This is a genomic window from Peribacillus asahii, from assembly GCF_003570725.1.
GTDB lineage: Bacteria > Bacillota > Bacilli > Bacillales > DSM-1321 > Peribacillus > Peribacillus asahii.
This window is the reverse complement of the sequence record NZ_QWVS01000008.1, coordinates 1-25,982: the sequence shown is the minus strand read 5'-3', so window position 1 is coordinate 25,982 and position 25,982 is coordinate 1. Positions and strand designations below refer to the sequence as shown.

Below are 25,982 nucleotides of genomic sequence, written 5' to 3'. Positions count from 1 at the left end.
TTCAGCAACATGAAAGCGCTTTAATTAAAATGGGTATCCATTATGAGGAGGGAATAAAATGACTGTAGAACAAAAATTAAGAAAGCCGTTAACAGGGGAAGAATATTTAGCGAGTTTACGAGATGGACGTGAGGTATGGTTACACGGTGAGAGGGTAACAGACGTTACGACACATCCTGCTTTTCGTAATTCTGCTCGTTCAATAGCTAGGTTATATGATGCCCTTCATGATGAAAAAACAAAAGATGTATTAACGAAGCAAACAGATACCGGATCAGAATCCTATACTCATAAATTCTTTCAAACTCCAAAAACTCCTCAAGATTTAATAGAAAGTCGCGATGCCATCGCAGCATGGGCTAGATTAACCTATGGGCAAATGGGAAGAACTCCAGATTATAAGGCATCCTTCTTAGCTACACTAGGTTCGCATGCCGAATTTTATGCACCATATTCAGATAATGCTATGCGTTGGTACAAAGAAGCTCAAGAGAAAAACTGGTTCTTTAATCACGCTATTGTGAATCCACCAATTGACCGAAACAAGCCAGTTGAAGAAGCTGGGGATGCATTTATTAGAGTGGAAGAAGAAACGAGTGAGGGATTAATTGTAAGCGGTTCAAAGATGGTCGCTACTGGCTCTGCGCTTGCCCACTATAATTTTGTTGGTCACTACGGTGTTCCAATTAAAAAGAAAGAATATGCGGTTGTTTTTATTGCGCCAATTAATGCTCCAGGTGTGAAGCTCATCAGTCGTCAATCATATGAAATGACAGCTGCTGTTCTAGGGAGTCCATTCGATTATCCGCTAAGTAGCCGATTTGACGAGAATGATGCGGTTCTTGTTTTTGATAAAGTGTTAATTCCTTGGGAAAATGTCTTGATTTATGGAGACTTTGATAAAGTGAATCGATTTTTCCCCGAAAGCGGATTTGTTAATCGCTTTACTTTCCACGGAGCGACAAGACTTGCAGTGAAACTGGATTTAATTTCAGGCATATTACTGAAAGCGTTAAAGACTGCTGGTACGGATACATTCAGAGGTGTTCAAGTGAATGCAGGTGAAGTGATTGCTTGGCGAAATTTATTCTGGTCAATCACAGATGCCATGGCATTGAACCCTGTACCGGGTCCAAATGGAACAGTTCTTCCGAATATGGATGGGGGATCAGCATATCGAGTATTTATGACGGAAGCATGGCCGCGCGTGAAAGGGATTATTGAGCAAATTGTAGGTGGAAATTTAATTGTTCAGCCGTCAAGTGCTCGTGATTTTCAAAATGAAGAGTTAAGACCGTATCTTGAAAAATATTATCGAGGATCTAATGGAATTGAGGCGCTAGAAAAAATCAAAATTATTAAATTACTTTGGGATTCTATCGGAACAGAATTCGGAGGTAGACATGAACTTTATGAGAGAAACTATGCAGGAAATCATGAGGGAATCCGTATGGAAACTTTATTTGCTGCACAAGCCTCTGGAAAAGCAGCCGAGTTTGAAGCATTCGCAGAAGAATGTATGAACGATTACGATTTAGACGGATGGAAGAATCCGACGTGGGTCAATAATGACGATATTCACTTCTATAGTCAAAAGCTGTCCAAAACTTTGTAGAATCAGCTATTAATCTCCTTAGTTAGTAAAAATATTATAAATGTCTTGATTAAGGGAGGAAGTATTATGTCGAATTTTGATGTTGCTCAATTAGCTCACGTGGAGTTATTTTCACCTAAACCGGAAGAAACGTTGAATTTCTTTACTCAATATTTAGGGTTACAAGTAACAGCACGAGAAGGTCAATCTGTCTATCTAAGAGCGTATGAAGACTTTTATCATCATACGTTAAAGATTACGGAAGGAAAAGAAGCAGGGATGGCGCATTCTGCTTGGCGAGCTGGTTCAGAAGAAGCATTATATCGTAAAGTGCAGTCTCTCGAAAAAAGCGGCTATGGTAAAGGATGGATTGAAGGAGATTTAGGTCACGGTCAAGCGTATCAATTTCAGACGCCTGATGGACATAATATGGAGCTTCTCTGGGATGTCGAATATTACGAGGCCCCGGCGGATCAAAAAACATTGTTGAAGAGTCGTCCGCAGAAGCGACCGAATGTAGGCGTTCCGGCAAGACGTCTAGATCATATCAACTTAATGTGTAGTGATGTGACGAAGAATAAGGAATTCATGGCAAATGAGCTAGGGTTTAAACTACGGGAAAATATTGTGATGAATGATGGTTTAGAAATGGGCGCTTGGATGAGTGTGAGTCCACTTGTACATGAGGTGGCGTTGATGAAAGATCAAACAGGACACAAAGGGCGCTTCCACCATATTGCATTCTGGTATGGTTATCCTCAGCATTTAATGGATGTAGCAGATTTATTAGTTGAAAATGATATTTTCATTGAAGCTGGTCCAGGAAAACACGGTGTAAGTCAAGCGTATTTTATGTATGTATATGAGCCAGGTGGAAACCGGGTTGAATTATTCGGTGATTCTGGATACCTTATTTTAGATCCAGATTGGAAACCAGTCACATGGAGAGAAAATGAACTGGAAAAAGGTATTGTTTGGTACGGATCTCAACTGCCATCTGAATATTTCTTATACGGCACACCACATAAAATTCTATCTGAAACAAAGTAAGAAAATCGAGAGAGGGAAGGTGAAATCATCTTCCCTTATATGAAACAAAAGGGGGATTTAACATGGATGATCGTAAGTTTAGAAATGCAATGGGGAAATTTGCAACAGGTGTCACTGTGATTACGACTGAGTTGGAAGGGGAAGTTCATGGCATGACAGCTAATGCATTTATGTCTGTCTCTCTTGATCCAAAATTGGTGGTTGTTTCAATTGGGCAAAAAGCTCAAATGTTAGAAAAAATCAAAGCTAGTAGAATTTTTGCTGTGAATATTTTAGCAGCTAATCAACAAGAATTATCGCAGATTTTCGCAGGACAAGTAAAAGAAAAGAAAGAAGTCGATTTTGACAGATTGGAAGGGCAACCAGTTATAAAGGGAGCCGTTGCTCAAATTACATGTGAAGTGGTCAATGAACATGTAGAAGGAGATCATACTTTATTTATAGGAAAGGTGACGAATATTTATCTTGAAGATCATGATCCGTTACTATTCTTTAATGGACAATATCGTTCGTTACTTCAACAAGAAAAATTAGTACAGCCTTAATGTTCTAGAAGAGGAGGAGGACAGGATGAATATTCAAGAGATAGCAGTACAGCTATTAGAAGCAGAAAAAAAGAAACAGCCAATTGAACCGTTAACAGATGTTTATTCCGATCTTTCAATAGACGATGCTTATCGAATTCAATTACAGCAAATTCGTACGAAAGTAGCAAATGGTGCAGTGGTGGTTGGCAAGAAAATTGGTTTAACAAGTAAAGTCATGCAAGATATGTTTCAAGTAAGTGAACCAGATTACGGACATTTACTAGATAACATGATGCATGTAGAGGGAGAGACCGTGCCACTAGATGATCTTCTTCAACCAAAATTGGAATTTGAAATAGCCTTTATTTTAAAAAGGGATTTAAAAGGCCCTGATGTTACGGTTCAGGATGTAATAGAAGCAACGGATTATGTGGTCCCTGCGTTTGAAATAATTGATAGCAGAATTAGAGATTGGCAAATTCGCTTTGAAGATACGGTTTCTGATAATGGTTCATCCGCAAAAGTAATTATTGGTGGGAAACCGACTAAATTGGACGAAGTGGATTTAACACATATCGGAATGGCTGTTTATAAAAATGGACAATTTCTAGATTCAGCTGCAGGTGCCGCTGTAATGGGAAATCCTCTGATTGCAGTAGCCTGGTTAGCCAATGCTTTAGGAAAATATGATATTGCCTTGCATGCTGGAGAAATTGTATTATCAGGTGCTTTATCAGCAGCTGTACCAATTGAAGATGGCGATACATTTACAGCAGAGTTTGCACATATTGGGTCGGTTACTGCCTCATTTGAAAAAGGGAGAGAGTAATCATGAGAAAATCTAAGGTGGCTATTATCGGTTCTGGAAATATTGGAACAGATTTAATGTATAAAATTGAACGAAGTGAGTACTTAGAAATGAGTGTGATGGTAGGCATTGATCCGAATTCAGAAGGGCTCAAACGGGCCAAAGAACGTGGGTATGAAACAATTGATACAGGCATTGAAGGATTATTAGAAAAAACAGAATTAGCCGACATTGTATTTGATGCAACAACCGCTAAAGCTCATGCTGGACATAGTGAATTGTTAAATGGGATTGGAAAAAAAGTAATTGACTTGACTCCAGCAGCGATTGGTCCCTTTGTCGTACCAACAGCCAATATAAAAGAACATTTAGATGCTTCCAATGTCAATATGATTACATGCGGCGGGCAAGCGACGATTCCGATTATCCATGCGATTAATCAAGTCTCTCAAGTAGAATATGCAGAGATTGTAGCCACAGTTTCGAGTAAAAGTGCAGGACCCGGGACGAGAGCGAATATTGATGAATTTACGAGAACGACATCTCGAGCAATTGAAAAAATCGGTGGTGCCCAAAAAGGAAAAGCGATTATTATTTTAAATCCAGCTGATCCTCCAATTATTATGCGCGATACGATTCATGCTTTAGTAGAAGAAGGAAAGGAAGCTGGAATTATAGCTTCTATTAATAAAGTCGTACAGTTAGTTCAAGAGTACGTTCCAGGATATCGAATGCGTGGCAATCCTGTATTCGATGGTCGAAAAGTGTCTGTCTTTATTGAAGTGGAGGGAGCTGGGGATTTCTTTCCGCCATATTCAGGGAACTTAGATATTATGACCGCAGCTGCTGCAAAGGTTGCGAATGAAATAGCGAAAAAACAATCGACATTTGTCTAATTATAGTTATAGGAGATGTGGTGAGATGAAACGCGATCTTCATATTTTGGATGTAACATTGCGAGATGGCAGTCATTCGATGAAACATGCTTTCACAGAAGAACAAGTACGACAAGTAGCAAAAGGGTTAGATCAAGCTGGTGTGGAATATTTTGAAGTATCGCATGGAGATGGTCTTGGAGGATCTTCTTTACAATATGGTCTTTCAAACGTGAATGAATTAAAGCTGATTGAAGCAGCAGCGGAAGAAGCAAAGCGGGCCAAGATTTCGGTTCTTCTTTTACCGGGAATTGGGATTCAAGAAGATCTTGAAAACGCTGTGAAGGCTGGAGCAAAAATGGTTCGCGTGGCAACCCATGTGACCGAAGCTGATGTAGCTAAGCAACATATTCAATTAGGGAGACATTTAGGATTAAAAACAGTAGGTTTTTTGATGATGGCGCACATGGCTCCTGTTGAGAAATTAGTAGAGCAGGCTAAATTATTTGAAAGCTATGGAGCGGAAATGATCTATGTTACCGATTCAGCTGGCGCTTTACTTCCACATGAGGTCAAAGAGAGAATTCAAGCACTTAAACAAAGCATTTCAGTAGATATCGGTTTTCATGGACATAATAATCTTTCCTTAGCCATGGCAAATACAATGGCGGCTGTTGAAGCTGGAGCTACTTATATAGACGGAAGTTTGCGATGTCTAGGAGCTGGAAGTGGCAACACACAAACGGAAGTGATGGTAGCAGTGTTTGATCGTTTGAACTATAAAACGGGTGTTGATTTATATCCTATTATGGATGTGGCTAATCATGTTGTAGCAAAATTCATGCCTCGTCCACAAGAGATTACAGGTTCTAGTCTTATTATGGGATACTCGGGTGTGTATTCAAGTTTCTTATTATTTACAGAAGATGCAGCTAAAAAATTCGGTGTAGATGAACGGGATATTTTGGTAGAACTTGGAAGGATGAGAGCTGTCGGGGGTCAAGAAGATTTGATTTATGATGTGGCACGAGAGCTGGCTAATCGAAAACATTCCGTCATTTAAGAAGAAAAGAGGTGCTAAATATGATTAAAACAAACGTCATCGATCATATTATTGACACATTATACAATGCAGAAAGAAATCGGATCGAGGTAACAAAGTTCGTTGATGAATTTCCAGAACTAGATCTTACATTAGCTTATGAAATACAAGATCAATTAATAGAAAAGAAGTGTCAAGAAGAACGAACGGTGATTTCTGGACGGAAGCTTGGTTTAACGAGTCGAGCTAAACAACAGATGATGGGTGTACACGAACCTTCTTATGGGGTTCTTTTAGAAAATATGCAATTAGCAGAAGGAGAACCCATTTCTTTAGCTCCTTTTATTCATCCAAAAATTGAGCCTGAAATAGCCTTTGTGTTTAAGAAAGAAATTAAAGGACCGTTTGTCTCTGTCACAGACGTATTAGAAGCAACTGCTTACATAGCTCCGGCCATGGAAATTATCGATAGTCGTTATTTAAATTTCAAATTTACCCTTCCAGATGTCATCGCAGATAATTCCTCTTCATCCCGTTATTTAGTAGGAAACAAACAGTATAAAGTCGAGGATGTTGACCTCCGCTTAATGGGAATGGTGTATAGAAAGAATGGAGAAGTAGTTGCTACAAGTGCTGGTGCTTCTGTAATGGGGCATCCAGCTAGAGCTATTGCTTGGATGGCCAATCAGTTAGTAAAGAAAGGGCAAACCATTAAGCCTGGAGAAATTGTTTTAAGTGGTGCACTATCGGAAGCGTTCATGATTTCACCTGGAGATCATTTCTCTGTTAGCTTTGACGGGTTAGGATCATTAGAAGCTACTTTTTTAACAGAATAGAAGGGAGTTTGAAGTATGCCATTTATTCAAATTAAGATTCTTGAAGGTCGCCCTCCAGAAAAAAAAGAAAGATTAATTCGTGAAGTGAGTGATTTAGTAGCAGATGTGTTAGAAGCACCGGTTGAAAATGTGCGGGTACTGATTGAAGAAATGCCTGCGGCTCATTGGGGCATTGCAGGGGAATCTGTAAAGAAAAGAAAAGAAACTTCATCGATAAAGGGGTGAGTAGGATGTCAAAAATTCAAACACATATAAAAGAAGTGAAACTTTTTATTAATGGTGAATATGTAGAGTCGAGTAGTCATTCTATCTTTGAAGTGAAAAATCCTGCAACACAAGAAATTATTGCAACTGCGCATGAAGCAAGTTATGAAGATGTAGATCGAGCTTGTCGTGCGGCAAGAAAAGCGTTTGAAGAAGGTCCATGGCGAACTATGTCTGTAGCAGAGCGTTGTAGTAAAATTCGTAGAATGGCTGAAATTATTCTTGAAAGAAAAGAAGAGTTGGCAAGGTTGGAAGCTTTGGACGTCGGTAAGCCTTATCATGTAGCCTTAGAAAGAGAGATTCCAAGGGCAGCTGAAAACTTAAGCTTTTTTGCTAATTTTATGGAACAGCAAGGTGGAGAAACATATCCAATGGGCGAAGAGTTCTTAAACTACACTCGTTACGAGCCGGTAGGTGTGGCAGCTCTAATTACTCCATGGAATTTACCATTCATGTTAACTACATGGAAGCTTGGTCCATGCTTAGCCGCTGGAAATACAGCTGTTATTAAACCGGCGGAGACGACGCCGCTGACTGTTTCTTTACTTGGTGAAATTGCAAAAGAAGCTGGAATTCCAGATGGAGTTGTCAATGTTATTCAAGGATTTGGACCTGATTCTGCAGGCGAGTATATGACCGATCATCCCGATGTTGATTTGATTTCTTTTACAGGAGAAACGTCTACAGGAAAGGCGATTATGAAGACAGGAGCGAATTCCCTGAAGCGAGTGGCGTTTGAATTAGGAGGAAAAGCAGCTAATATTGTGTTTGAAGATGCGAATTTAGATAAGGCGATTCCTGTATCGATTCAAGCAGCTTTTATGAATTCTGGTCAAGTATGTTTAGCAGGCTCTAGAATTCTCGTACAACGATCAATTCTAGATGAATTTGTTGAGAAGTTTAAACAAGCAGCCTCCGAATTAAAAGTCGGTGACCCGCAAGATGTTGAAACAAAGATGGGACCTGTTGTAAGTGAAGAACACTATAAGAAAGTAACAAGTTATTTAGAAATTGCGAAAGAAGAGAATGCTACTTTAGTATTCGGTGGAAAGCGACCTGATCTCCCAGATTATTTAGAAGAAGGGTATTATTTAGAACCTACTATATACATTCAAGAGAATCCAAATGCCCGTATTTGTCGGGAAGAAATCTTTGGGCCAATTGTCACGTTAATTCCATTTGATACAGAAGAAGAGGCGTTAGAAATCGCGAATAATACGGATTATGGATTGAATGGCGTTGTATGGACAGATAACCTACAAAGAGCACATCGTATTTCACATCATGTTCGTGCAGGTACGATTTGGGTGAATTGTTGGTTTGTCCGCGATTTACGCGCACCATTTGGCGGATTCAAAAAGAGCGGTATCGGTCGTGAAGGTGGACATCACAGTCTTGAGTTCTTTACGGAAGCAAAAAACATTTGTATTGCGTTGAAATAACCATTAGAAATCAACAGCGTTCTATAACTTAATGAAAAAATCCGAGGAGAAATTTACATTCTCTTCGGATTTTTTGCCTGTCCATCATTAATTTAATTCCTTTGCAATATATGAAGAATATACCCATCCGATTGTGCCATCCGCCAATTGAACTTTATACCACTTCTTTGAGCTGTCCATCGTTAAAGTTCCATTTTCATTAAGAACTAAGTGGACATACGTATTTATATCTAGTGCAGTAATGATATCAGTTGAAGTGCTTGGACCTTTTCTGACTTTTAGATCATTTGCTGTTGTTCTACCTAAGTTTTGAACAGAGATATACTTTTTATACTCTACAAAGTTAACATCATTGGTCCAGTAAATCTTATCTTCTACCATAACTTTTACCCAATAGTCATTCGCTTTTTCAAGTAAAGTAAAAGTAGAGCCTTTCTTTAGTGTTAATGCACGATCATTAGCCCCTTTGCTGCTAGAGAGGACTAAATCTTGATTGGCTTTTGCTTGGATGTTGTCCGGGAAAATATCGCTGCCAATTGGAGTAGCTGGTGATTCTTGAATCTCTTTATTAACTGCTGCTTTGCTGTAATAGGATTTATCATATGGCAAAATGGCTTGCATATGCCTTGCGATTCCTTTTCCCCAGTTTGGATCACTTGCATAATAGAAGTTCATTCCCTCACTATTAGCATCTAACCGTTTATTATTCAAATCTTTGGTACTGAAGCCGAGATAAGCCCCTTTATAGCGGAAGCCTCCAGAAACTTCATTCAAGTACGTAGCTTTCATTTGTTGTGCAATGTACATAATATTCTCATCGATGGAAGGGAAGCGATACGATGCGATATATGGACTGGCATCATATGAACCAAAACCAAATAGATTATTTTTGCCTAACGAAATTTGAGAAGTACCAAAAGCACTTTCATGGATTGCATGGGCAGCTAGGTAAAGAGCATTCACACCATATTTATTTCCTGCCTCAATGAATACTGAACCTTTTCCTGTTAACACGCTGACTTGTCCATGAGATTTATAATTCTTTTCAATATAGTCATCAATTTGATTGGCTGTAACGAGTGATTTTGTACGTAAATCTATGAATTGATAACCTTCTCTACCATTCATTGGATCACCCGTTCTCACTTGTTTTAATATATCGCTAGAAACATAACCTATATTTCCTGCGTTGTTTACTTGATACCATCCATTAGATGTTTTTTTTGTTGCGACAATGATTGTGTCTTTCGATATCGTATTTACAACAGATGAAGCCGCATCAGGCTTTTGATGTAAGCTTACATCTAGTGTTGTCACAAATGTAGTTTCTGGGATTATTTCCTCTGTTATGTCTATGTCAGAAGAGGAATCGTTACGTACATCTTGGCTATTGATATATACATCTTGATTATTATACGAAATACGATACCATGTTTCGCCAAGACTATTCTCTACCTTCTGCGTAGAAGCAAATTTATTATTGGCAGCAATGGTAGCTATTTTCTCTTTTGTAGAGTCAGCAGCGGCATATAGATTAGCTTCTTTTGTTGTTATGTAGAAAGTTTCGCTAGTGTCTGTATACGTATAGGTGATTTCATCAACGTATTCAGAAAAATCCCCAATGTAAACATATCCTGTTTTTCCGGCATATTTTACACTATACCAATCTCCAATTCTCTTACTAGAAGAAATAATGGCATCCTTAGGGACTTGGACTAGTTTTTCATGGGCATTTCCGTAAAATTTATACAAAAATGTGTCTTTTTTTGCCTTATATTTTTTTTCTGAAAAAGAAGTGAAGGTGTTTTTCTTCACATTACTGCTATTTACGTACATGGTTTTTCCCTTATAGGCAATACGATACCATGTTTGCCCCGTACTATTAATGATCTTTTGTTTTGAATAAAAGCCGTTATTACTTGAAACGGTTGCCACTTGTTTTTTCTTTGTGTCAGGTGTGGAGTATAGGCTTGTTTGTTTTTGAGTGAAAAAGTAGGCTGTTTTGATCGTTGAATATTGATAATACTCTTTTAAATACTTATTGCTGACCCAGCCTGTCTTCGTTATATTTTTTCCTTTCGATTTGTATGTATAAGATACTTTAGACCATGTCCCTTTCTTTTGAGTAGACGTGACTATTTTTCCTTTTGGAATCGTAAGGATGAGTTTCGTTTTTGTGCTGGCGCTAGCTCGTAAATTTAAGTTAGCTGTTGTTTGATAGGAGGTTTTACTAATTTTTTGAGTAGAACTCGCTTCAACTGCAGTGATTCCTAGTGGCATCATAGATACGGTCGGTACACCTACCAAAATACTTGTTGATAAAACGAGTGCTTTTCCTAGTTTTTTCATTCTTTTCACCTTGCTTTCATAGTAATCTTGCTTCCGTCATAATTATTAAAAAATATAGCGTATATACAATACTTCGGACTTATTATTGAAAGTTATATAGATAGTAAGACCTATTCTGTAACAATATAGAAGACAAAGAGCAGTTAGGGTTTTGATTAAATCGTTCCTTCTATTAAATTACCAAACTTTGGCTTATGTTACTAGTTTTATGGGATATTTTGCTCTTTTTTTAATAATGAGGAGAGGTGAATGAATAGGACAAGACAAAGAGGATGGATCAAAAGTATCTACATTTGATTCACCCTCTTTTTATAATGGTTTTGTTACGGAACAATAATATCCATTAAAATAGCACGGCCATTTTTAACTTTGACAATCGCTACTGCTGGTTTAGTGGAGGTCACAGATTCGATCTCTTCTGCATCTTTTTTGGGAGCGTAGTAATTATCTAGATTGTATTGAATATGAAATGATTCCGGAGGCGTGGCTTGCATTTCATATGGAATATTTAAAGTGCCTTTTAGATAAACGCCGCTTGATGGTTTCTTGTTTGTCACCTTTTTGACGATGTAAATATTGTCGCTTCCTTTTTCTAATTGAACAAATACAGGAAGTATATCGCCTTCTGATTTACGCTTAATTTCTTTGACAACAGAGTCAGATAATTGTTCTGGCGTCACTTGTTCAATTTCATAATACAAAGTAACATAACTGCCGCGAAATAAATCGGTCGGATCGATGGGCTCGGTTTTTAATCGAATTTCTTCTCCTGTTAAAGAGGTCCATGTAGGTGGAATTGCTAATCCAATTAAGAGTAAAACGGGAATCGAAAAGACTAGTATTCGCATAAAAAGATTATTCTTCATGATTCGTCTCTCCTTTCTTTCGCTGATGCTCAAAGAAGAAGCCAAAACCGATTAAAATGATGCCTGCGATGATAAAAACAAGCGATTTTGGTAAGAAATCAAAGGAGAAATCTATATAATAGCGTAAGATTAGTGCACAAATAATTGCGATACTAATTAGGCTTCCTTTATTCACAAGATATAACAGGAAAATAAGATAGGCAATCGCAAAGATAATCGAATAATGATACGTAAGAAACAGAGCTGTTATGCCGTGTAGCAGATGACCTTGTAAGTGGGTAATCTTTTGTACTTGTTCCGGAACAGGCAGATAGGCTAGCGCTAATCCGAGTACGAATAAAATCGAAAGAACAATTTGTTCCTCATAAGCACTGATTATTTTCGGCACGAATTCGAATAACAATAAGATGATTGTATTAATCGCTAGTGCATTTAAAGAGAAGGTGAAACGTTTTGGGAAACGAAACTCTTTTAACATCCAGTAAAGAACTGGTAAAAAAATCAGAACGGCAAATGGATAAGCTGTTTCGTCTAAAAACATACTGCCATTTATATAAATGAATAGTAAAAGTGTTGTAAAAAGTAAAATGATTACATCTTTTGAATAATAACCAATAAGTATCGTTCCCAGTGCCCATAGGAGAAAGGAGGTATTAAAATTAATGCTAAGATTAAACATTTGTTCTACAAGGAAAATGCCCGCTCCAAAAATTAATAGTCCAATATAATGGAGGCTTCGAGCTGTTTTGGGATAGGTTGCTTCAAGACGAAGCCCAGCTTGTTGAAACCCAATGATACCAAAAATAATTAAGAAAAACTTAATTCCTTTATGAAAGTACATCCAATTGCTTGCAACGAAACTTAAAACTCCGATTCCTAGAAGTAAAGCCCCAATTGTTAATACAGTCTGAATAAAATTGGATCCCGTTTTTATTTCATAAGTGTTTAAGATTTTCTCTTTTTCTTCAGATGAAATCACTCCTGTTGTTTCAAGGTAGTGCATTTCATGTGATAGAAATTCGTAGTCCTTCTTTTTTACGGCTTTTTTAATCACATCATTCACTCCTTTCATCTTTAATTAGTATATCGGTTCATTTGTAAAAATAGTTCACTTTTGGAAAAATATAAAAAGGTAACTTGTAATGAATAGTAGCATATGCTACATTAAAATCAATGTATGAGATGTTGATAGGTACTATATAATGAATAGTACTAAAAGTTAAAGAAAGAGGTGGTGAGATTGTGAACGTTCAGTTTAAAAAAGGGGTCTTGGAATTATGTGTCCTTGTTTTAGTGGATAAAAAAGATTGCTATGGTTATGAGCTGGTGCAAAAGATTTCTGATCAAATCGAAATTTCCGAAGGGTCAGTATATCCGTTGTTAAGACGATTAACAAAAGAAGAATATTTCACAACGTATTTAAAGGAATCGACAGAAGGTCCGCCACGTAAATATTATGCGTTAACCGATAAAGGCAGGAATTATCTTCACGAGCTTTTAGCCGAATGGGTTCAATTTTCAAATGGTGTGAATCAATTAATAAAAGAAGGTGTAAATCATGAATAAAGAACAGTTTTTACATCAATTACAGTTGTCTTTAAGGAATATATCGGTAGAGGAACGCCAAGAGATTCTACAAGATTATGAGGAATATTTTGCAATTGGTTTAGAGGAAGGAAAGACTGAAGAGGAAATTTCAAAGGCGCTTGGCTCTCCTAAGCAAATTGCGAAAGAGCTAGTAGCTTCTGCGCGCATTGAAAAAGTGGAGCATTCAGCATCTGCCGGAAATATTATGCGTGCTGTTTGGGCGGTGATCGGTTTAGGCTTTTTTAACCTTGTGCTTGTATTAGGTCCATTTATTGGGGTATTAGCTCTTCTTTTTGCCGGCTGGGTTGTTTCCTTATCGTTTATTCTTTCTCCATTAGGTGTACTGTTTAATATAATAATGGGTGATTTTTGGTTGTTTGACGTATTTAGTGCGATCGGATTATGTGGAATCGGTATTTTTGTTGGAATTGGAATGTTCTTTGCAACAAAGGCGTTAACCAAAGGGTTTATTCGCTATTTACAATTTAATGTATCGCTTGTAAAAGGAGGGCTGAAGCATGATTAATGTAAAAAAATTATCAATTATCGCTCTTGTTTTGTTAGCAATTGGTGTTGTCGGAGGTCTTTTCACTTATCCTTCAACGATTGAAGCGGATGCAACGATGGAAGAAAAAATAATTAAAGAGGAATTTACGGCCTTGAAGGTAGATAGTGATAATGCAAGGGTAGAAATTATTCCTACAAAAGATTCTGAAGCTAAGATAGAACTCGTGACGAAAGGATACAAAGGGAGCGAATCTACTTTTACAACAGAAGTAGAAGGAGACACCCTTTCCGTTTCCTTTAAATTAAAAGAAAAATGGTTGTTTCGTTTTGGGTTTCATACTCAATCACAGCATTTAAAAATCTTTTTACCGGAAAAACAATATGAAGCTTTTACTATTAAGAACGGAAATGGTGAAGTTCAAATTGAACAAATGAAGGTAAATAATCTACAAGTGAAAATAGTAAATGGAGAGATAGAATTAGATACGATTGTGGCTAAGCGCGTGGATGTTGAGTCAACGAACGGTGAAATTTACTTACAAGGTGTAGAAGGAGATATTATTGGATCTACAACGAATGGTGAAATTTTAGTTGAAACGAAAGACTTGGATCGCAGGATGCAATTAACGACTACGAACGGAGAGATTATCGTTCGAACAGAAAAGGAACCGACCAACACAACATTTGATGTGGAAGTTACTAATGGAGATATTAATATTCTCGATAAATATGAAGGATCTACGACCATTGGGAAAGGGAAATATGTTATAAAATTAAAGACTACTAATGGTGAAATTACAGTTGCAAAATTGAGGTAGATAATCACTTTTAGACGAAAAGACCGACCGATGAAGGTCGGTTTTTTTCGTTATGCAGCTTTTTGTTTCGCGGAATTATGATAATAACGGTTAAGCCATGATCCGTAAAAGGATGCTAAAACTTGTTGGAATAGAGTACCGAGAATAACAGGTACAGCAACGGCAGCTGGGAAATAGGCAACAGCTAGAACAGCTCCTGCTGCGATATTTCGCATGCCGCCTGTATACATAACACTGATAATTTCTTCCTTCTCCCATTTTAAGAACTTCGCAATCATCCAAGATAGAAGATAACCTGAAAAGGCAATAAGCAAGACCATGATGGCCATTTTAATAAGCTTGGCATCGACTTTACTTAAATAAGGAGCTACTTTTGTGCTGTTTAATGTTACACAAACACCGATAGCCATTTTTGAAAAAGGGGCTAGCTTTGGACCAAGAACCGGCTTGATTTTTCCTTTTGTTGCTTGGTTAAGCAGCATAGCCATTACAGAAGGAATAACGACCATGCCGATCATCCCTTTCATTAAGGCCATTGTATTCATCTCAACTGTTGTACCACTGAAGAAAGCAACACTATATGGAACGATAATTGGTGATAATAAAGTGTCAATTAATACAATTGTAAGCGCTAAAACTGCATTTCCTTTGTAAATGGTGATCCAAAGTAAGCTAGTTACTCCAGTTGGAATGACGACACCTAACACTAATCCTGTAACCGTTAAGGAATCTCCAGGAAACACTAAATGTCCAAGTGTCCATGCCCAAACAGGCATAATGATGTGAAGAACTCCGAGTACAACAAGAATCGGCATTGGATTAGTTGCAACGTTCTTTAATGATTTGAAATTAGAACCCAGACTTCCTGTGAACGTAATAAAGGCAAAAATCCAAGGAACGAGGAAGGCATAGGATTCTAAATAATAAGCGAAGATTACACCGAGTACAACACTTGCTGGTGTAATGACAGGCATCGCTTTTTCAAGAAAACGATTTAAACTCTGTAACAAGCGAGTCCCACCCCTGACAATATATATGAAGAAAAAAGGAAGTTGCCCTCGTGAAATATTTCTTCTTTCAGACCAAGTTTACCATACCCATCTTATAATGCTAGGTCAGAATAGTAGATAGTGAGAATGGAATTACTTCCTGTTTATTATTTTTATGGTCTTGTCTCCAGAGAATGTTTGAAAAATCAAAGGAATAGCAAAAAGGGAAACAAAGTGAGACAAAACGAGACAGCCGTCCCGTTTTGTCTCACTTTGTTTTTATTAAAAAACTACATTCCTCTTTAATTTTAAGCTTTTTCACGTTGGCACATTACTTGCATTAATCTTTAGTGAATCAACATTAAGGAGGCTGGAAAATGGAAACGATCCAAAATAAAGAAGTGCAGTTATCTCAGGAAAAAGCGTATTGGATGTATAAAAAAATGTTAGAAATCCGTCAATTTGAAGATAAAGTTCATGAGCAATTTGCAAAAGGGATTTTGCCAGGCTTCGTTCATTTATATGCGGGAGAGGAAGCTGTAGCTGTTGGGGTTTGTGCCCACCTTAATGAAAAAGATAGTATTACAAGCACTCATCGTGGTCATGGTCACTGTATTGCAAAAGAATGTGATTTAAATGGGATGATGGCTGAAATTTACGGCAAAGTAACTGGGCTGTGCAAAGGAAAAGGCGGCTCCATGCATATTGCTGATTTAGATAAAGGAATGTTAGGGGCGAATGGCATTGTTGGAGGAGGCTTTCCTCTTGCTTGTGGTGCAGCCTTAACTGCTAAGTATAAAAAGACCGACAATGTAAGCGTTTGCTTCTTTGGCGATGGTGCCAATAATCATGGGACTTTCCATGAGGGGATTAATCTTGCGGCGATTTGGAAGCTACCTGTTATCTTTATTGCGGAAAACAATGGATATGGAGAAGCGACTCCATTTAGCTATGCTTCTAGTTGTAAAACGATAGCCGACCGGGCAATTGGCTATAATATCCCTGGTGTTCGCGTGGATGGAAAAGATGTTATGGCTGTTTACAAGGCGGCAGAAGAGGCGGTTCAAAGGGCACGAAGAGGAGAAGGGCCGACATTAATTGAATGCGTAACGTATCGAAATTATGGCCACTTCGAGGGAGATGCTCAGAAATATAAAGTAGAACAAGAGAAGAAAGAACATAAGCAAGAGAAAGATGCCATTGTACAATTCAGAAACTATTTATTAGATCAGCAGCTCTTGTCTGAAAAAGAATTGATTTCACTTGAAAAGTCAGTAGAAGAGGCCATTGAACAAGCGGTGAAGTTTAGTGAAGAAAGTCCTTACCCAGAGGCAGCGGATCTATTAAAAGATGTATATGTATCCTATTAAACATTGAAAGGGAGGAATGGGGAATATGAGTAGAAAAATTAGTATGTCTCAAGCGATTAATGAAGCGATGGCGATTGCAATGAGAAGGGATGAAGATGTCATTCTCATGGGGGAGGATGTAGCTGGCGGTGCAGAAGTCGATCATCTACAGGACGATGAAGCATGGGGCGGTGTATTAGGAGTTACAAAGGGGTTAGTGCAAGAATTTGGTCGAGAGCGAATTTTAGATACACCGATTGCGGAGGCTGGTTATATGGGAGCAGCGATGGCAGCTGCTTCTACTGGGCTGCGTCCGATTGCTGAGCTTATGTTTAATGACTTTATTGGGAGCTGTTTGGATGAAGTCTTGAACCAGGGCGCCAAATTCCGCTATATGTTCGGAGGGAAAGCACAGGTGCCGGTTACAGTCCGTACGATGCATGGCGCCGGGTTTAGAGCAGCTGCTCAACATTCACAAAGCTTATATGCGTTGTTTACGAGTATACCAGGATTGAAAGTAGTTGTACCATCTACACCTTATGATGCGAAAGGGTTGTTGCTTGCAGCAATTGAGGATAATGATCCTGTCATCTTTTTTGAAGATAAGACGCTTTATAATGCGGTAGGTGAAGTACCAGAGGGCTATTATACAATTCCGCTTGGAAAAGCAGAGATCAAGAGAAAAGGTTCAGATTTGACTATCGTTGCAATTGGAAAGCAAGTTCAAACGGCTCAGCAGGCTGCAGAACAGTTGGCTAAGAGAGGGATTGAAGTGGAAATCGTCGACCCACGCAGTTTATCACCTCTAGACGAGGATACAATTCTTTCTTCTGTTGCCAAGACGAATCGATTGATTGTAATAGATGAGGCAAATCCAAGATGCAGTATAGCTACTGATATTGCGGCATTGGTTGCGGATAAAGGCTTCGATACGCTTGATGCTCCAATCAAACGAATTACGGCACCGCATACGCCAGTACCATTTTCTCCACCGTTAGAAGATATTTATTTGCCAACACCAGAAAAAGTAATCAAGGCTGTATCGGAGCTATTAGGAGAACCATCTATTCTTGGAGTCTAAGAAAAACATAAGGCACTAATTTATTAGTGCCTTATGACTAAGTAAAGGGAGGAATGCAGTATGGCAGTAGAAATAGTAATGCCTAAATTAGGTATGGCTATGAAAGAAGGTGTCGTTTCCGAATGGAATAAGGGAGTGGGAGATTCTGTCGAAAAGGGTGAATTAATTGCTAGTATTAATTCCGAAAAAATAGAAATGGACATTGAATCCCCGGCAGAAGGAACATTACTAAATATTGCTGTACCAGAAGGGCAAGGTGTTCCGCCTGGAACGGTAATTTGTTATATCGGCAATACAGATGAGAAAGTAGTGACGAAGGCGTCCAATATTCAGACAAACAAAGTAGAAGATGAACAAATTGAAACATCCAACATTCCAGAACCATCAAGTCTTCCGGTTAGTAAAACGAATGATCGCGTAAAGATTTCTCCGGTTGCACGGAAAATTGCACAGGCTGCTAATCTTGATATTAGTAAAATTCAAGGTACTGGACCAGGAGGACGAATTACGAAAGAAGATGTACAGGAAGCCATTAAGAAACTAGAATCAAAGCCGTTAATTCAAGAAGAAAGAACGATTTCTCCTCAAGCATCTGTAGAGAGGAGAAAAGAAATGTCTGTTACTGGCATGCGTAAAGTCATTGCTGCACGTATGAAGGATAGCTTACAAAATAGTGCTCAATTAACGATTACGCTAAAAGCTGATGTAACAGATTTAATTCAATTACAGAAGCAATCTGCAAAAATTATTCAAACCGATAATGAAAATAAAATTACTATCACAGACTTTATTGCTAAAGCCGTTATACTTTCATTACAAGAGCATCCGCAAATGAACAGTGCTTATATAGATGAAACAATTCATTTGTTTGAGTCTGTTCATCTTGGTATAGCTGTCGCTTTGGAAAAAGGGTTAGTTGTTCCAGTGATAAGAAATGCGGAAGCTTGTACAGTTCGGCAGCTAGCGAAAAAAGGAAAGGAACTTGCTAAGCGCGCTCGTGAAGGTCAGCTTCCTAGCGAAGAAATGACTGGTTCTACTTTTACAATTAGCAATCTTGGTTCATACGGTGTTGAGTATTTTACCCCGATTTTGAATACACCTGAAACAGGAATTCTAGGGGTAGGCGCCGCTTATGATGCTCCTGTTTATATTGGAGAGGAATTGAAACGAAGAACTCTTTTGCCGTTGAGTTTAACGTTCGACCATCGCGTACTGGATGGAGCGCCGGCTTCAGCCTTTTTACAAACAGTGAAACGATATTTAGAACAGCCATTGACGATGCTTTTATAGAAAGGGGGAAGCGATTCTATGAGACCAATAGCCGTTATAGGAGGTGGGCCTGCTGGGTATGTAGCAGCAATTACTGCTGCCCAGCAGGGACAAAATGTACTGTTAATAACAGAGGGGCCCTTAGGAGGAACTTGTTTAAATGAGGGGTGTATGCCAACTAAATCTTTATTGGAAAGTGCCGATACGTATGAATTGGTCAAAAACGCAGAGAATCTAGGAATTCGTCTTTCTTCTAAGTCCATTGAGATAGAGTGGAGTGTCGTACAACAAAAGAAAGAGGAAATTGTTAGAACGCTTGTTCAAGGTATTCAATATTTAATGAAAAAGAATAAAATTCGCCTTATCCAAGGAAGCGCATCTTTCATAACAAATCAACGATTAAGGATTAACAATGGTGAACAACAAGAAGAAGTCGAAGTAAGTAAAGTCATTGTCGCTTCCGGGTCAGAACCAATCTCTCTACCATTTGCCCCGTTTGATGGAGAGTGGGTGATTCATAGTGGTCAAGCGATGTCTCTTCCATCGATTCCTTCTTCTCTTTTAATTATTGGAGGAGGTGTAATTGGCTGCGAGTTTGCTAGTATTTATAGCAGGATGGGAACGAAGGTTACGGTAGTTGAAATGGGAAAACAACTATTACCGAGTGAAGATCCAGATATTGCTGAAATATTACATAGGAAATTGGCGGATGATGGTGTTACTATTCATACCTCCACCTCTGTAACAGATTTGAACGTAGATAAAAAGCAAATCCTTATACAGTTTCAGGATGGTACTATTCAAGATTTGCAGGCGGATTATGTACTTGTTGCAATTGGAAGGAAACCAAGAGTACACGGCTTAGGCATAGAGGGAATTGGAGTGGATTTCTCTAAGCAAGGAATAGCTGTCGATGAATATATGCAAACTAATATCCCTTCTATTTATGCTTGCGGAGATGTGATCGGTGGAATTCAGCTTGCGCATGTCGCTTTTCACGAAGGCAGAGTGGCCGCTCTGAATGCCTGTGATCAAGCTGAAATAGTAAATTATCGTGCAGTCCCTCGCTGTATTTATACTTCCCCTGAGATTGCTAGTGTAGGTTTGACGGAAGAACAGGCGAGACAGCAATATGGAGATATTAAAGTAGGAGAATTTCCGTTTTCCGCAAATGGAAAAGCACGAATTTCTAATGAAACGATTGGAAAAGTAAAGGTTTTAGTAGAACCTCAATACAATGAGATACTTGGCATTTCCATTGTAGGTCCTCATGCAACGGAATTAATTGGCCAAGGAACGATTATGTTACATGCCGAGATCACGACAGATGTGCTGGAAAACCTTATAATGGCTCATCCTACATTGTCCGAATCAATTCACGAAGCATTGCTTAGTACGAGCGGGCATGCTGTACATGTTTGATTGATAATCCTTATTTTAAGGGGGAATTGATATGGTTACTAGTCAAAGAATCGCGATTGTGACTGGCTCAGGTCGTGGGATCGGTCGTGCTATTGCGTTACGTCTAGCCCAGGATGGATTAAATGTGGTAATAAACGATGTTAATTTAGATAACGCCGAATCTGTAGTAAATGAAATTAAGGAACTTGGCCGTGAAAGCTTCGCTGTTCAAGCTGATGTTAGTAACAGAAATGAAGTTTTTCATATGGTTAATCAAGTTGTTGAGCGTTTTGGACAATTAGATGTTATGGTTTCGAATGCAGGAATTGCTCAAATCAAACCTTTACTCGAGGTAACGGAAGAGGATTTGAATCAAATATTTAATATAAATGTGAACGGTGTTCTATATTGTCTTCAAGCTGCTGCAGAACAGATGAAGAAACAAAAAGGTGGAAAGATCATTAATGCAGCTAGTATCGCGAGCTATAAAGGATTCAGCCTGTTAGGTACCTACTCGGCTACTAAATTTGCTGTTAGAGGTCTTACGCAGGCTGCAGCACAAGAGTTGGCACAGTTTGGGATTACGGTGAATGCCTATTGTCCGGGAATTGTCGGCACACAAATGTGGGATTTAATCGATGAGAAAATGGGACATTATATGGGTCTAGAAAGAGGAGAGGCATTTAAAAAGTTTTCTGAATCGATTACACTTGGGCGATCTGAGACACCTGAAGATGTTGCGAAGTTTGTGTCTTATCTTGCTTCAACAGACTCGGATTACATGACAGGACAAGCTGTTATGATTGATGGTGGAGTCATTTTTTCATAGAAAAATAAGATATAAATTAAAATCAAACTTGTATTTTCATAGAGAGCTTCACGTTTAATTTTTTACGTGAAGCTTTTTATTATGAACTTCTTTTGAATTAAAATGGTAAAATATTGTAGGTATGTACATAATCTCATATAATAGTAGAATAAGCCTCTATAACAAATACTCATTTTATACTCCATATTTTTGCATTAATTAATACCACTCAATTCGTATTGCCAACGTTTATCAAATGATTAGAGGAGGATATATGCTAGCATCTACTTCTACTTTTAATAATTTGAGTACATGGAAACGTTTCATTAGTGAAGGGGTTCTCGATTCGGCACGTTTAAATAAGCAAATTGAGGAATCCTGGTACCGCTGCAGACAAGAACAAGTGAATCCGTATTTAAGGGAAGGTAACTATGTTTTAACGAATGAGTTATTAACCGCACAAAGAGAAAAAAACGCATTGCTCATGGAAATGGCGTTACCCCATTTGGCAAGAGTGAACCCGTTGATTAAGGAATCTGGAATGATGGCATTATTAGTTGATTCAGATGGATATGTCTTATCTCTTTCGGGAAATGAAAAAACATTGGATGATGCGAGAAAAATCAATTTTGTAGAAGGGGTGCGCTGGACAGAGGAAGAAGTAGGAACAAATGCTATTGGAACAGCCTTGCAAACGGGAGAAGCAGTGATGATCAGTGGGATGGAACATTATGCTATTGCCTCCCATAAATGGAGTTGTTCAGCTATGCCCATTTATAATGAACAAGGCATCGTGATGGGGGTTATCAATCTTTCGTGCCCTGTTACCCATTCTCACCCGTATATGCTAGGGATGGTTGCCTCTATGGCGTACACAATTGAACAGGAGGTTAAAATACGCTCCTATAAAAACGAACAAGCCTTTATCCAACACGCTATCAAATTGGCGGATTATTATTATAATCGTCATTTTATTGTTTGTGATGAAAATGAAATGATTGTTTCTGCCAGCAAACTAGTTCGGCAAAAGGTTCCTAGGTCCATTGGAATGAGATTGTCAGACTTCTTACAATGTGGATACCAAATTGAGTTGGAAAGTGCTTCGCTCCTCGCGAAAAATATAGAAGCATCAGGAAAATGCTTGTTTTTAGTAGAGAAAGGGGCAAGTGCCTCGAATAGACTGTTTTCTGCTAAAACCTTTCATTTTGAAGGGGAGATAGGAATTAGTGAAACCTTTCAACATACGATCAAACAAGTAAAACAAGTGGCATCGACAGAAGCTAGCGTTTATTTATTCGGAGAAACAGGTGTGGGCAAAGAGCTTGTTGCTAGGGCGATTCATGAAAATAGTTCACGCAAAAATGGGCCGTTTATCGCGCTAAATTGTGGAGCTATTCCAAAGGATTTAATGGAAAGTGAACTGTTTGGTTATGTGGAAGGCGCCTTTACAGGCGCGAAGCGTCAGGGATATAAAGGGAAGTTTGAACAGGCGAATGAAGGGACTCTGTTCCTTGATGAAATTGGTGAAATTCCGCCGGCCATGCAGGTGGCATTATTGCGCGTCTTACAGGAAAGAAAGGTAGTCCCGCTTGGAGGAAATAAAGAAATTCCCTTAAATATTCGTATTATTACCGCCACACATCGTAACCTAAAAGAGCTGGTTAACGAGGGAACCTTCCGCCAAGATTTATATTATCGTTTAAATGTCTATCCTATATATATTCCTTCTTTAAGGGAAAGAAGGGATGACTTTCCTTTTATCGCTTCTTATATTTGTCAACAAAACAACTGGAACCTTCCATTAACAGAAGAACTATTAGATAAATTGCAAAATTATCATTGGCCGGGGAATATAAGGGAACTGCAGAATGTTCTGCAACGGTTATCTATTTTACTTTTAGATGAAGGGGTCGATTATCAGGAATTAATACATTCTATGTATTCGCTTGGTATTCTCCAACAACCAGAGGAACAAGTCTCGATGGAGGTTGTGAATTTAGAAAATCAGCTAACCATTCGGGAGAGAATACAAAGAGACTTAATGCTTGAAGCGTTGCAAAGAACCAAAGGGAATGTTACAGCAGCAGCAAAATTAATAGATATTCCAAGAAGTACATTTTATAAACGACTTCAGAAATATGGTCTATAGAATAATGGAAGAGTAAAAGCCGTGATAAACTTTATTACGGCTTTTTTACATTGTGTAATTGTAAGTGACGGTTAGATTTTTAGTGTGTACAATAAAGGTTGCGAAATATTGTTGAAATAGGATGTGCTAATAGATGAGAACGATTGATTCTTTTGAAGTTTTAGATGGAAAAGCGATTAAGTATTTGGATGTTTTTGGCGTGCAAAATGATATCGCTCTTAAGAGTAAATATGAGGGGAAAACATATTGGATTTATGATTACTACTGCATGCATCCGAATTGTAAGTGTGATGAAGTGTATCTAGAGTTTCTAGAAGAACAGAAAGGGAAAGAAACAGCTGGTCAGCACTTTGGGGTGCGAATTTCGTTTGCAGATGAATCATTTGTTATTGAAGATTATAATTTTTCGAAGCAGAAAGCCACGGAAATTATTGAGGATACGTTGAAATATAGCAAAGATGCTATTGAATTATTTAAAGTACGCTATGCTCAGATGAAAGAAAAAGGAACACAAATCATTGTTGACCAAGCAAAGGCTGCCCGTCAACCGGTCGTTAATGGAGATGTAACAGGCAGAAATGAACCATGTCCATGCGGCAGCGGAAAGAAATATAAGAAATGCTGTGGCAAAGCATAAAAGAGGTGAGGAACAGAAACTTTAGGGTTTCTGTTTTTTTATGGACTTTATTAAGTGAGAAAATGAGCTCCCTCTATATCTAATATCAATAGGGGAGATGGTTTCAACTTTTCAATAGAATAAAGGATGAACTTATTATGAAAAACAGGGACTTTTACAGTTTCTGTTTTTCTTTTTGACTTTTATATATAGGAATGATTTCAATAAAAAATATAGAAGACGATTTTTATTGAAATCAATAACAAACTAATATATACTAACTTACATAAAGTAACTAATGGAAATGAGGAATGAACTTTCATAGCAAGCCTCATACGTATGTTGGGCAAGTACATTTATTAGTGAGTGATTTAGAACGGAGCATCACATTTTATAAAGGGATGATTGGTTTTCAAGTATTAGAGCAAACAAAGAATCAGGCAGTATTAACGGCGGATGGAACAACACCGCTATTAACAATTGAGCAGCCAGAGGGAGTGCAGCCGAAGCAGCCGCGTACAACAGGGTTATACCACTTTGCACTTCTTTTACCTAATAGAAAATAGTTAGCGAAAGCACTTCTGCATCTGTTACAAAATCGTTACCCGATGCAAGGGGCTTCTGATCATTCCGTTAGTGAGGCGCTTTATTTAGCGGATCCGGATGGAAATGGTATTGAAATTTATCGAGATCGTCCAGCTGATATGTGGAATTGGCAAGATGATCAAGTGTTTATGGATACAAGACGTTTAGACGTTGAGAGTTTATTAGCAGAAGCAGAGGGAGAAATATGGACTGGTTTGCCAAAAGAGACAGTTATGGGACATATCCATTTACATGTGGCAGATTTACGGGCTACAGAAGAGTTTTATATACAGGCTCTTGGTTTCGATATTGTTCTTCGTTATGGCCCACAAGCATTATTTACTTCTACAGGTCGTTATCATCATCATATCGGCTTAAATGTTTGGAATGGTGTTGGTGCCCCAGCTCCAAAGACAAATAGTGTCGGGATGAAGTATTTTACGCTGATTCTTCCAGATGAAGAGGCACGAGTGGAGACTGTAGCAAGACTTCAGCAGCTAGGTGCGTATGTCGTAGAAAAGAACGGTATTGCAATTACGAAAGATCCCTCAGGAAATGAGATTCATTTATTAGTGTAGGGATAAATCAGCATTGTTAGGCGAAAAAATTAACAGTGTTCTATCAAAAGTTTTTTGAGAAAAAGGGTATCCTTGTATGCAGGTCCTATACTCATTAAATCCAGGTTCAAAAGCCCTCGGCTTTTGAATCTTTTATCTATGATATATATCCAATTATGGTTATTCTTCTTATTATTCATAAAATTTTTATGAAAAGATATTGACTTTCTTATATCGAAGTAGTAATATTTTAATCCTTGTTAAGGAGTGCTAAACAAGCAGATTAGTTCTTTTTAATAGGCCGTAGAGAAATTAGTTCTAAATTAAAGTGTTTTTTATGGTGAGTTGTGTGATAAAAAACATTTTTGAAAAGATGTTGACTTCTTTATATTAAGATAGTAATATTATAATTCCCATTAAGGGATTGAAAGTTAACAAAAATGAATATTTAAGTTACTTTCAAGTTAAATAAAAAAAGTTGTTGACTAATATTGAGACGTTATGTTATGGTAATCAAGCGTCGTTAAGATATGGTTCTTTGAAAACTAAACAAAACAGAAACGCCAACGTTAATTTTTTAAGTGAGCACACACTATAAAAAGTGCAACATGAG

22 protein-coding genes and 2 pseudogenes are annotated in these 25,982 nt (G+C 38.1%); 20 read left to right on the top strand and 4 right to left on the bottom strand.

The features are described 5' to 3' along the window. Positions 1–58: 58 nt before the first annotated feature. The 9 genes from D1953_RS04480 to D1953_RS04440 all read left to right on the top strand — a co-directional run bounded on the left by D1953_RS04480 (position 59) and on the right by D1953_RS04440 (position 8,438). Positions 59–1,615, top strand: coding sequence for a 4-hydroxyphenylacetate 3-hydroxylase N-terminal domain-containing protein (locus tag D1953_RS04480; RefSeq protein ID WP_119115966.1), 1,557 nt, complete (start codon positions 59–61; stop codon positions 1,613–1,615). Between the two features lie 66 nt (positions 1,616–1,681). Beyond that, entirely contained in the window at positions 1,682–2,644 is a 963-nt protein-coding gene (locus D1953_RS04475; RefSeq protein ID WP_119115965.1) for a catechol 2,3-dioxygenase, read from the top strand. A gap of 62 nt (positions 2,645–2,706) precedes the next feature. Continuing rightward, positions 2,707–3,189, top strand: coding sequence for a flavin reductase family protein (locus D1953_RS04470; protein WP_119115964.1), 483 nt, complete (start codon positions 2,707–2,709; stop codon positions 3,187–3,189). Positions 3,190–3,214: 25 nt separating this feature from the next. After that, positions 3,215–4,000 carry a 2-keto-4-pentenoate hydratase gene (locus D1953_RS04465; RefSeq protein WP_119115963.1) on the top strand — a complete coding sequence of 262 codons (786 nt, stop codon included), beginning with the start codon at positions 3,215–3,217 and terminating at the stop codon, positions 3,998–4,000. A 2-nt stretch (positions 4,001–4,002) separates the two neighbouring features. Then, on the top strand, positions 4,003–4,875 hold the full coding sequence (locus D1953_RS04460) for an acetaldehyde dehydrogenase (acetylating) (protein ID WP_119115962.1): 873 nt from the start codon (positions 4,003–4,005) through the stop codon (positions 4,873–4,875). 25 nt (positions 4,876–4,900) lie between these two features. Then, the gene (dmpG, locus tag D1953_RS04455; protein WP_119115961.1) at positions 4,901–5,917 is read left to right on the top strand and encodes a 4-hydroxy-2-oxovalerate aldolase; all 1,017 of its coding nucleotides are present in this window, start codon (positions 4,901–4,903) and stop codon (positions 5,915–5,917) included. A gap of 20 nt (positions 5,918–5,937) precedes the next feature. Beyond that, positions 5,938–6,732, top strand: coding sequence for a 2-keto-4-pentenoate hydratase (locus D1953_RS04450; protein ID WP_119115960.1), 795 nt, complete (start codon positions 5,938–5,940; stop codon positions 6,730–6,732). Positions 6,733–6,747: 15 nt separating this feature from the next. After that, positions 6,748–6,957: a 4-oxalocrotonate tautomerase gene (locus D1953_RS04445; protein ID WP_119115959.1), complete on the top strand. Its 210-nt coding sequence runs from the start codon at positions 6,748–6,750 to the stop codon at positions 6,955–6,957. Positions 6,958–6,962: 5 nt separating this feature from the next. Then, positions 6,963–8,438, top strand: coding sequence for an aldehyde dehydrogenase (locus D1953_RS04440; RefSeq protein ID WP_119115958.1), 1,476 nt, complete (start codon positions 6,963–6,965; stop codon positions 8,436–8,438). 87 nt (positions 8,439–8,525) lie between these two features. Here the strand turns inward: D1953_RS04440 and D1953_RS04435 are convergent, their stop codons facing one another. From D1953_RS04435 to D1953_RS04425, 3 genes are all read right to left on the bottom strand, one after another. Then, positions 8,526–10,787: an SH3 domain-containing protein gene (locus D1953_RS04435; protein WP_119115957.1), complete on the bottom strand. Its 2,262-nt coding sequence runs from the start codon at positions 10,785–10,787 to the stop codon at positions 8,526–8,528. 323 nt (positions 10,788–11,110) lie between these two features. After that, entirely contained in the window at positions 11,111–11,653 is a 543-nt protein-coding gene (locus tag D1953_RS04430; protein ID WP_119115956.1) for a GDYXXLXY domain-containing protein, read from the bottom strand. Further along, entirely contained in the window at positions 11,643–12,707 is a 1,065-nt protein-coding gene (locus D1953_RS04425) for a DUF2157 domain-containing protein (RefSeq protein WP_182480500.1), read from the bottom strand. The genes D1953_RS04430 and D1953_RS04425 overlap by 11 nt, the downstream gene beginning before the upstream one ends. A 188-nt stretch (positions 12,708–12,895) precedes the next feature. On the opposite strand from D1953_RS04425, the gene D1953_RS04420 reads away from it, so the two are divergent. The 3 genes from D1953_RS04420 to D1953_RS04410 are packed head-to-tail and all read left to right on the top strand — an operon-like array spanning position 12,896 to position 14,565. After that, positions 12,896–13,219, top strand: a complete 324-nt coding sequence (locus D1953_RS04420; RefSeq protein WP_119115954.1) for a PadR family transcriptional regulator — start codon at positions 12,896–12,898, stop codon at positions 13,217–13,219. Continuing rightward, positions 13,212–13,766, top strand: a complete 555-nt coding sequence (locus tag D1953_RS04415; RefSeq protein ID WP_119115953.1) for an HAAS signaling domain-containing protein — start codon at positions 13,212–13,214, stop codon at positions 13,764–13,766. The genes D1953_RS04420 and D1953_RS04415 overlap by 8 nt, the downstream gene beginning before the upstream one ends. Then, positions 13,759–14,565, top strand: a complete 807-nt coding sequence (locus tag D1953_RS04410; protein WP_119115952.1) for a DUF4097 family beta strand repeat-containing protein — start codon at positions 13,759–13,761, stop codon at positions 14,563–14,565. Before D1953_RS04415 ends, D1953_RS04410 begins: the two co-directional genes overlap by 8 nt. Positions 14,566–14,615: 50 nt before the next feature. Here the strand turns inward: D1953_RS04410 and D1953_RS04405 are convergent, their stop codons facing one another. Further along, positions 14,616–15,575 carry a bile acid:sodium symporter family protein gene (locus tag D1953_RS04405; protein ID WP_119115951.1) on the bottom strand — a complete coding sequence of 320 codons (960 nt, stop codon included), beginning with the start codon at positions 15,573–15,575 and terminating at the stop codon, positions 14,616–14,618. A 356-nt stretch (positions 15,576–15,931) separates the two neighbouring features. Between D1953_RS04405 and D1953_RS04400 the strand changes: the two genes are divergently transcribed. The 8 genes and pseudogenes from D1953_RS04400 (at position 15,932) to D1953_RS04365 (ending at position 25,390) form a co-directional block, all read left to right on the top strand. After that, positions 15,932–16,924 (top strand): thiamine pyrophosphate-dependent dehydrogenase E1 component subunit alpha, encoded by a 993-nt coding sequence (locus tag D1953_RS04400; RefSeq protein ID WP_119115950.1) that lies wholly within the window; start codon positions 15,932–15,934, stop codon positions 16,922–16,924. 25 nt (positions 16,925–16,949) lie between these two features. Next, the gene (locus D1953_RS04395) at positions 16,950–17,984 is read left to right on the top strand and encodes an alpha-ketoacid dehydrogenase subunit beta (RefSeq protein WP_119115949.1); all 1,035 of its coding nucleotides are present in this window, start codon (positions 16,950–16,952) and stop codon (positions 17,982–17,984) included. A 60-nt stretch (positions 17,985–18,044) separates the two neighbouring features. Continuing rightward, positions 18,045–19,274 (top strand): dihydrolipoamide acetyltransferase family protein, encoded by a 1,230-nt coding sequence (locus tag D1953_RS04390; protein ID WP_119115948.1) that lies wholly within the window; start codon positions 18,045–18,047, stop codon positions 19,272–19,274. 18 nt (positions 19,275–19,292) lie between these two features. Further along, positions 19,293–20,675 carry a dihydrolipoyl dehydrogenase gene (lpdA, locus tag D1953_RS04385; RefSeq protein WP_119115947.1) on the top strand — a complete coding sequence of 461 codons (1,383 nt, stop codon included), beginning with the start codon at positions 19,293–19,295 and terminating at the stop codon, positions 20,673–20,675. A 31-nt stretch (positions 20,676–20,706) separates the two neighbouring features. Then, a complete protein-coding gene (locus tag D1953_RS04380; protein ID WP_119115946.1) occupies positions 20,707–21,483 on the top strand; it encodes an acetoin reductase in 777 nt (258 codons plus the stop codon). 253 nt (positions 21,484–21,736) lie between these two features. Beyond that, on the top strand, positions 21,737–23,611 hold the full coding sequence (locus D1953_RS04375) for a sigma-54-dependent Fis family transcriptional regulator (protein ID WP_119115945.1): 1,875 nt from the start codon (positions 21,737–21,739) through the stop codon (positions 23,609–23,611). 532 nt (positions 23,612–24,143) lie between these two features. After that, positions 24,144–24,248: pseudogene (locus D1953_RS21650) on the top strand (SEC-C metal-binding domain-containing protein); the annotation flags it as partial. A 290-nt stretch (positions 24,249–24,538) separates the two neighbouring features. Next, positions 24,539–25,390: pseudogene (locus D1953_RS04365) on the top strand (VOC family protein). Positions 25,391–25,982 lie beyond the last annotated feature (592 nt).

Excerpts from the sequence above, each read along its gene's own strand:
- D1953_RS04375 (WP_119115945.1), top strand. The coding sequence starts at position 21,737 with ATGCTAGCATCTACTTCTACTTTTAATAATTTGAGTACATGGAAACGT.
- D1953_RS04465 (WP_119115963.1), top strand. The coding sequence starts at position 3,215 with ATGAATATTCAAGAGATAGCAGTACAGCTATTAGAAGCAGAAAAAAAG.
- D1953_RS04435 (WP_119115957.1), bottom strand. The coding sequence starts at position 10,787 with ATGAAAAAACTAGGAAAAGCACTCGTTTTATCAACAAGTATTTTGGTA.
- D1953_RS04460 (WP_119115962.1), top strand. The coding sequence starts at position 4,003 with ATGAGAAAATCTAAGGTGGCTATTATCGGTTCTGGAAATATTGGAACA.
- D1953_RS04480 (WP_119115966.1), top strand. The coding sequence starts at position 59 with ATGACTGTAGAACAAAAATTAAGAAAGCCGTTAACAGGGGAAGAATAT.
- D1953_RS04445 (WP_119115959.1), top strand. The coding sequence starts at position 6,748 with ATGCCATTTATTCAAATTAAGATTCTTGAAGGTCGCCCTCCAGAAAAA.
- D1953_RS04475 (WP_119115965.1), top strand. The coding sequence starts at position 1,682 with ATGTCGAATTTTGATGTTGCTCAATTAGCTCACGTGGAGTTATTTTCA.
- D1953_RS04415 (WP_119115953.1), top strand. The coding sequence starts at position 13,212 with ATGAATAAAGAACAGTTTTTACATCAATTACAGTTGTCTTTAAGGAAT.
- D1953_RS04430 (WP_119115956.1), bottom strand. The coding sequence starts at position 11,653 with ATGAAGAATAATCTTTTTATGCGAATACTAGTCTTTTCGATTCCCGTT.
- lpdA (WP_119115947.1), top strand. The coding sequence starts at position 19,293 with ATGAGACCAATAGCCGTTATAGGAGGTGGGCCTGCTGGGTATGTAGCA.
- D1953_RS04410 (WP_119115952.1), top strand. The coding sequence starts at position 13,759 with ATGATTAATGTAAAAAAATTATCAATTATCGCTCTTGTTTTGTTAGCA.
- D1953_RS04395 (WP_119115949.1), top strand. The coding sequence starts at position 16,950 with ATGAGTAGAAAAATTAGTATGTCTCAAGCGATTAATGAAGCGATGGCG.
- D1953_RS04470 (WP_119115964.1), top strand. The coding sequence starts at position 2,707 with ATGGATGATCGTAAGTTTAGAAATGCAATGGGGAAATTTGCAACAGGT.
- D1953_RS04390 (WP_119115948.1), top strand. The coding sequence starts at position 18,045 with ATGGCAGTAGAAATAGTAATGCCTAAATTAGGTATGGCTATGAAAGAA.
- dmpG (WP_119115961.1), top strand. The coding sequence starts at position 4,901 with ATGAAACGCGATCTTCATATTTTGGATGTAACATTGCGAGATGGCAGT.
- D1953_RS04400 (WP_119115950.1), top strand. The coding sequence starts at position 15,932 with ATGGAAACGATCCAAAATAAAGAAGTGCAGTTATCTCAGGAAAAAGCG.
- D1953_RS04450 (WP_119115960.1), top strand. The coding sequence starts at position 5,938 with ATGATTAAAACAAACGTCATCGATCATATTATTGACACATTATACAAT.
- D1953_RS04380 (WP_119115946.1), top strand. The coding sequence starts at position 20,707 with ATGGTTACTAGTCAAAGAATCGCGATTGTGACTGGCTCAGGTCGTGGG.
- D1953_RS04440 (WP_119115958.1), top strand. The coding sequence starts at position 6,963 with ATGTCAAAAATTCAAACACATATAAAAGAAGTGAAACTTTTTATTAAT.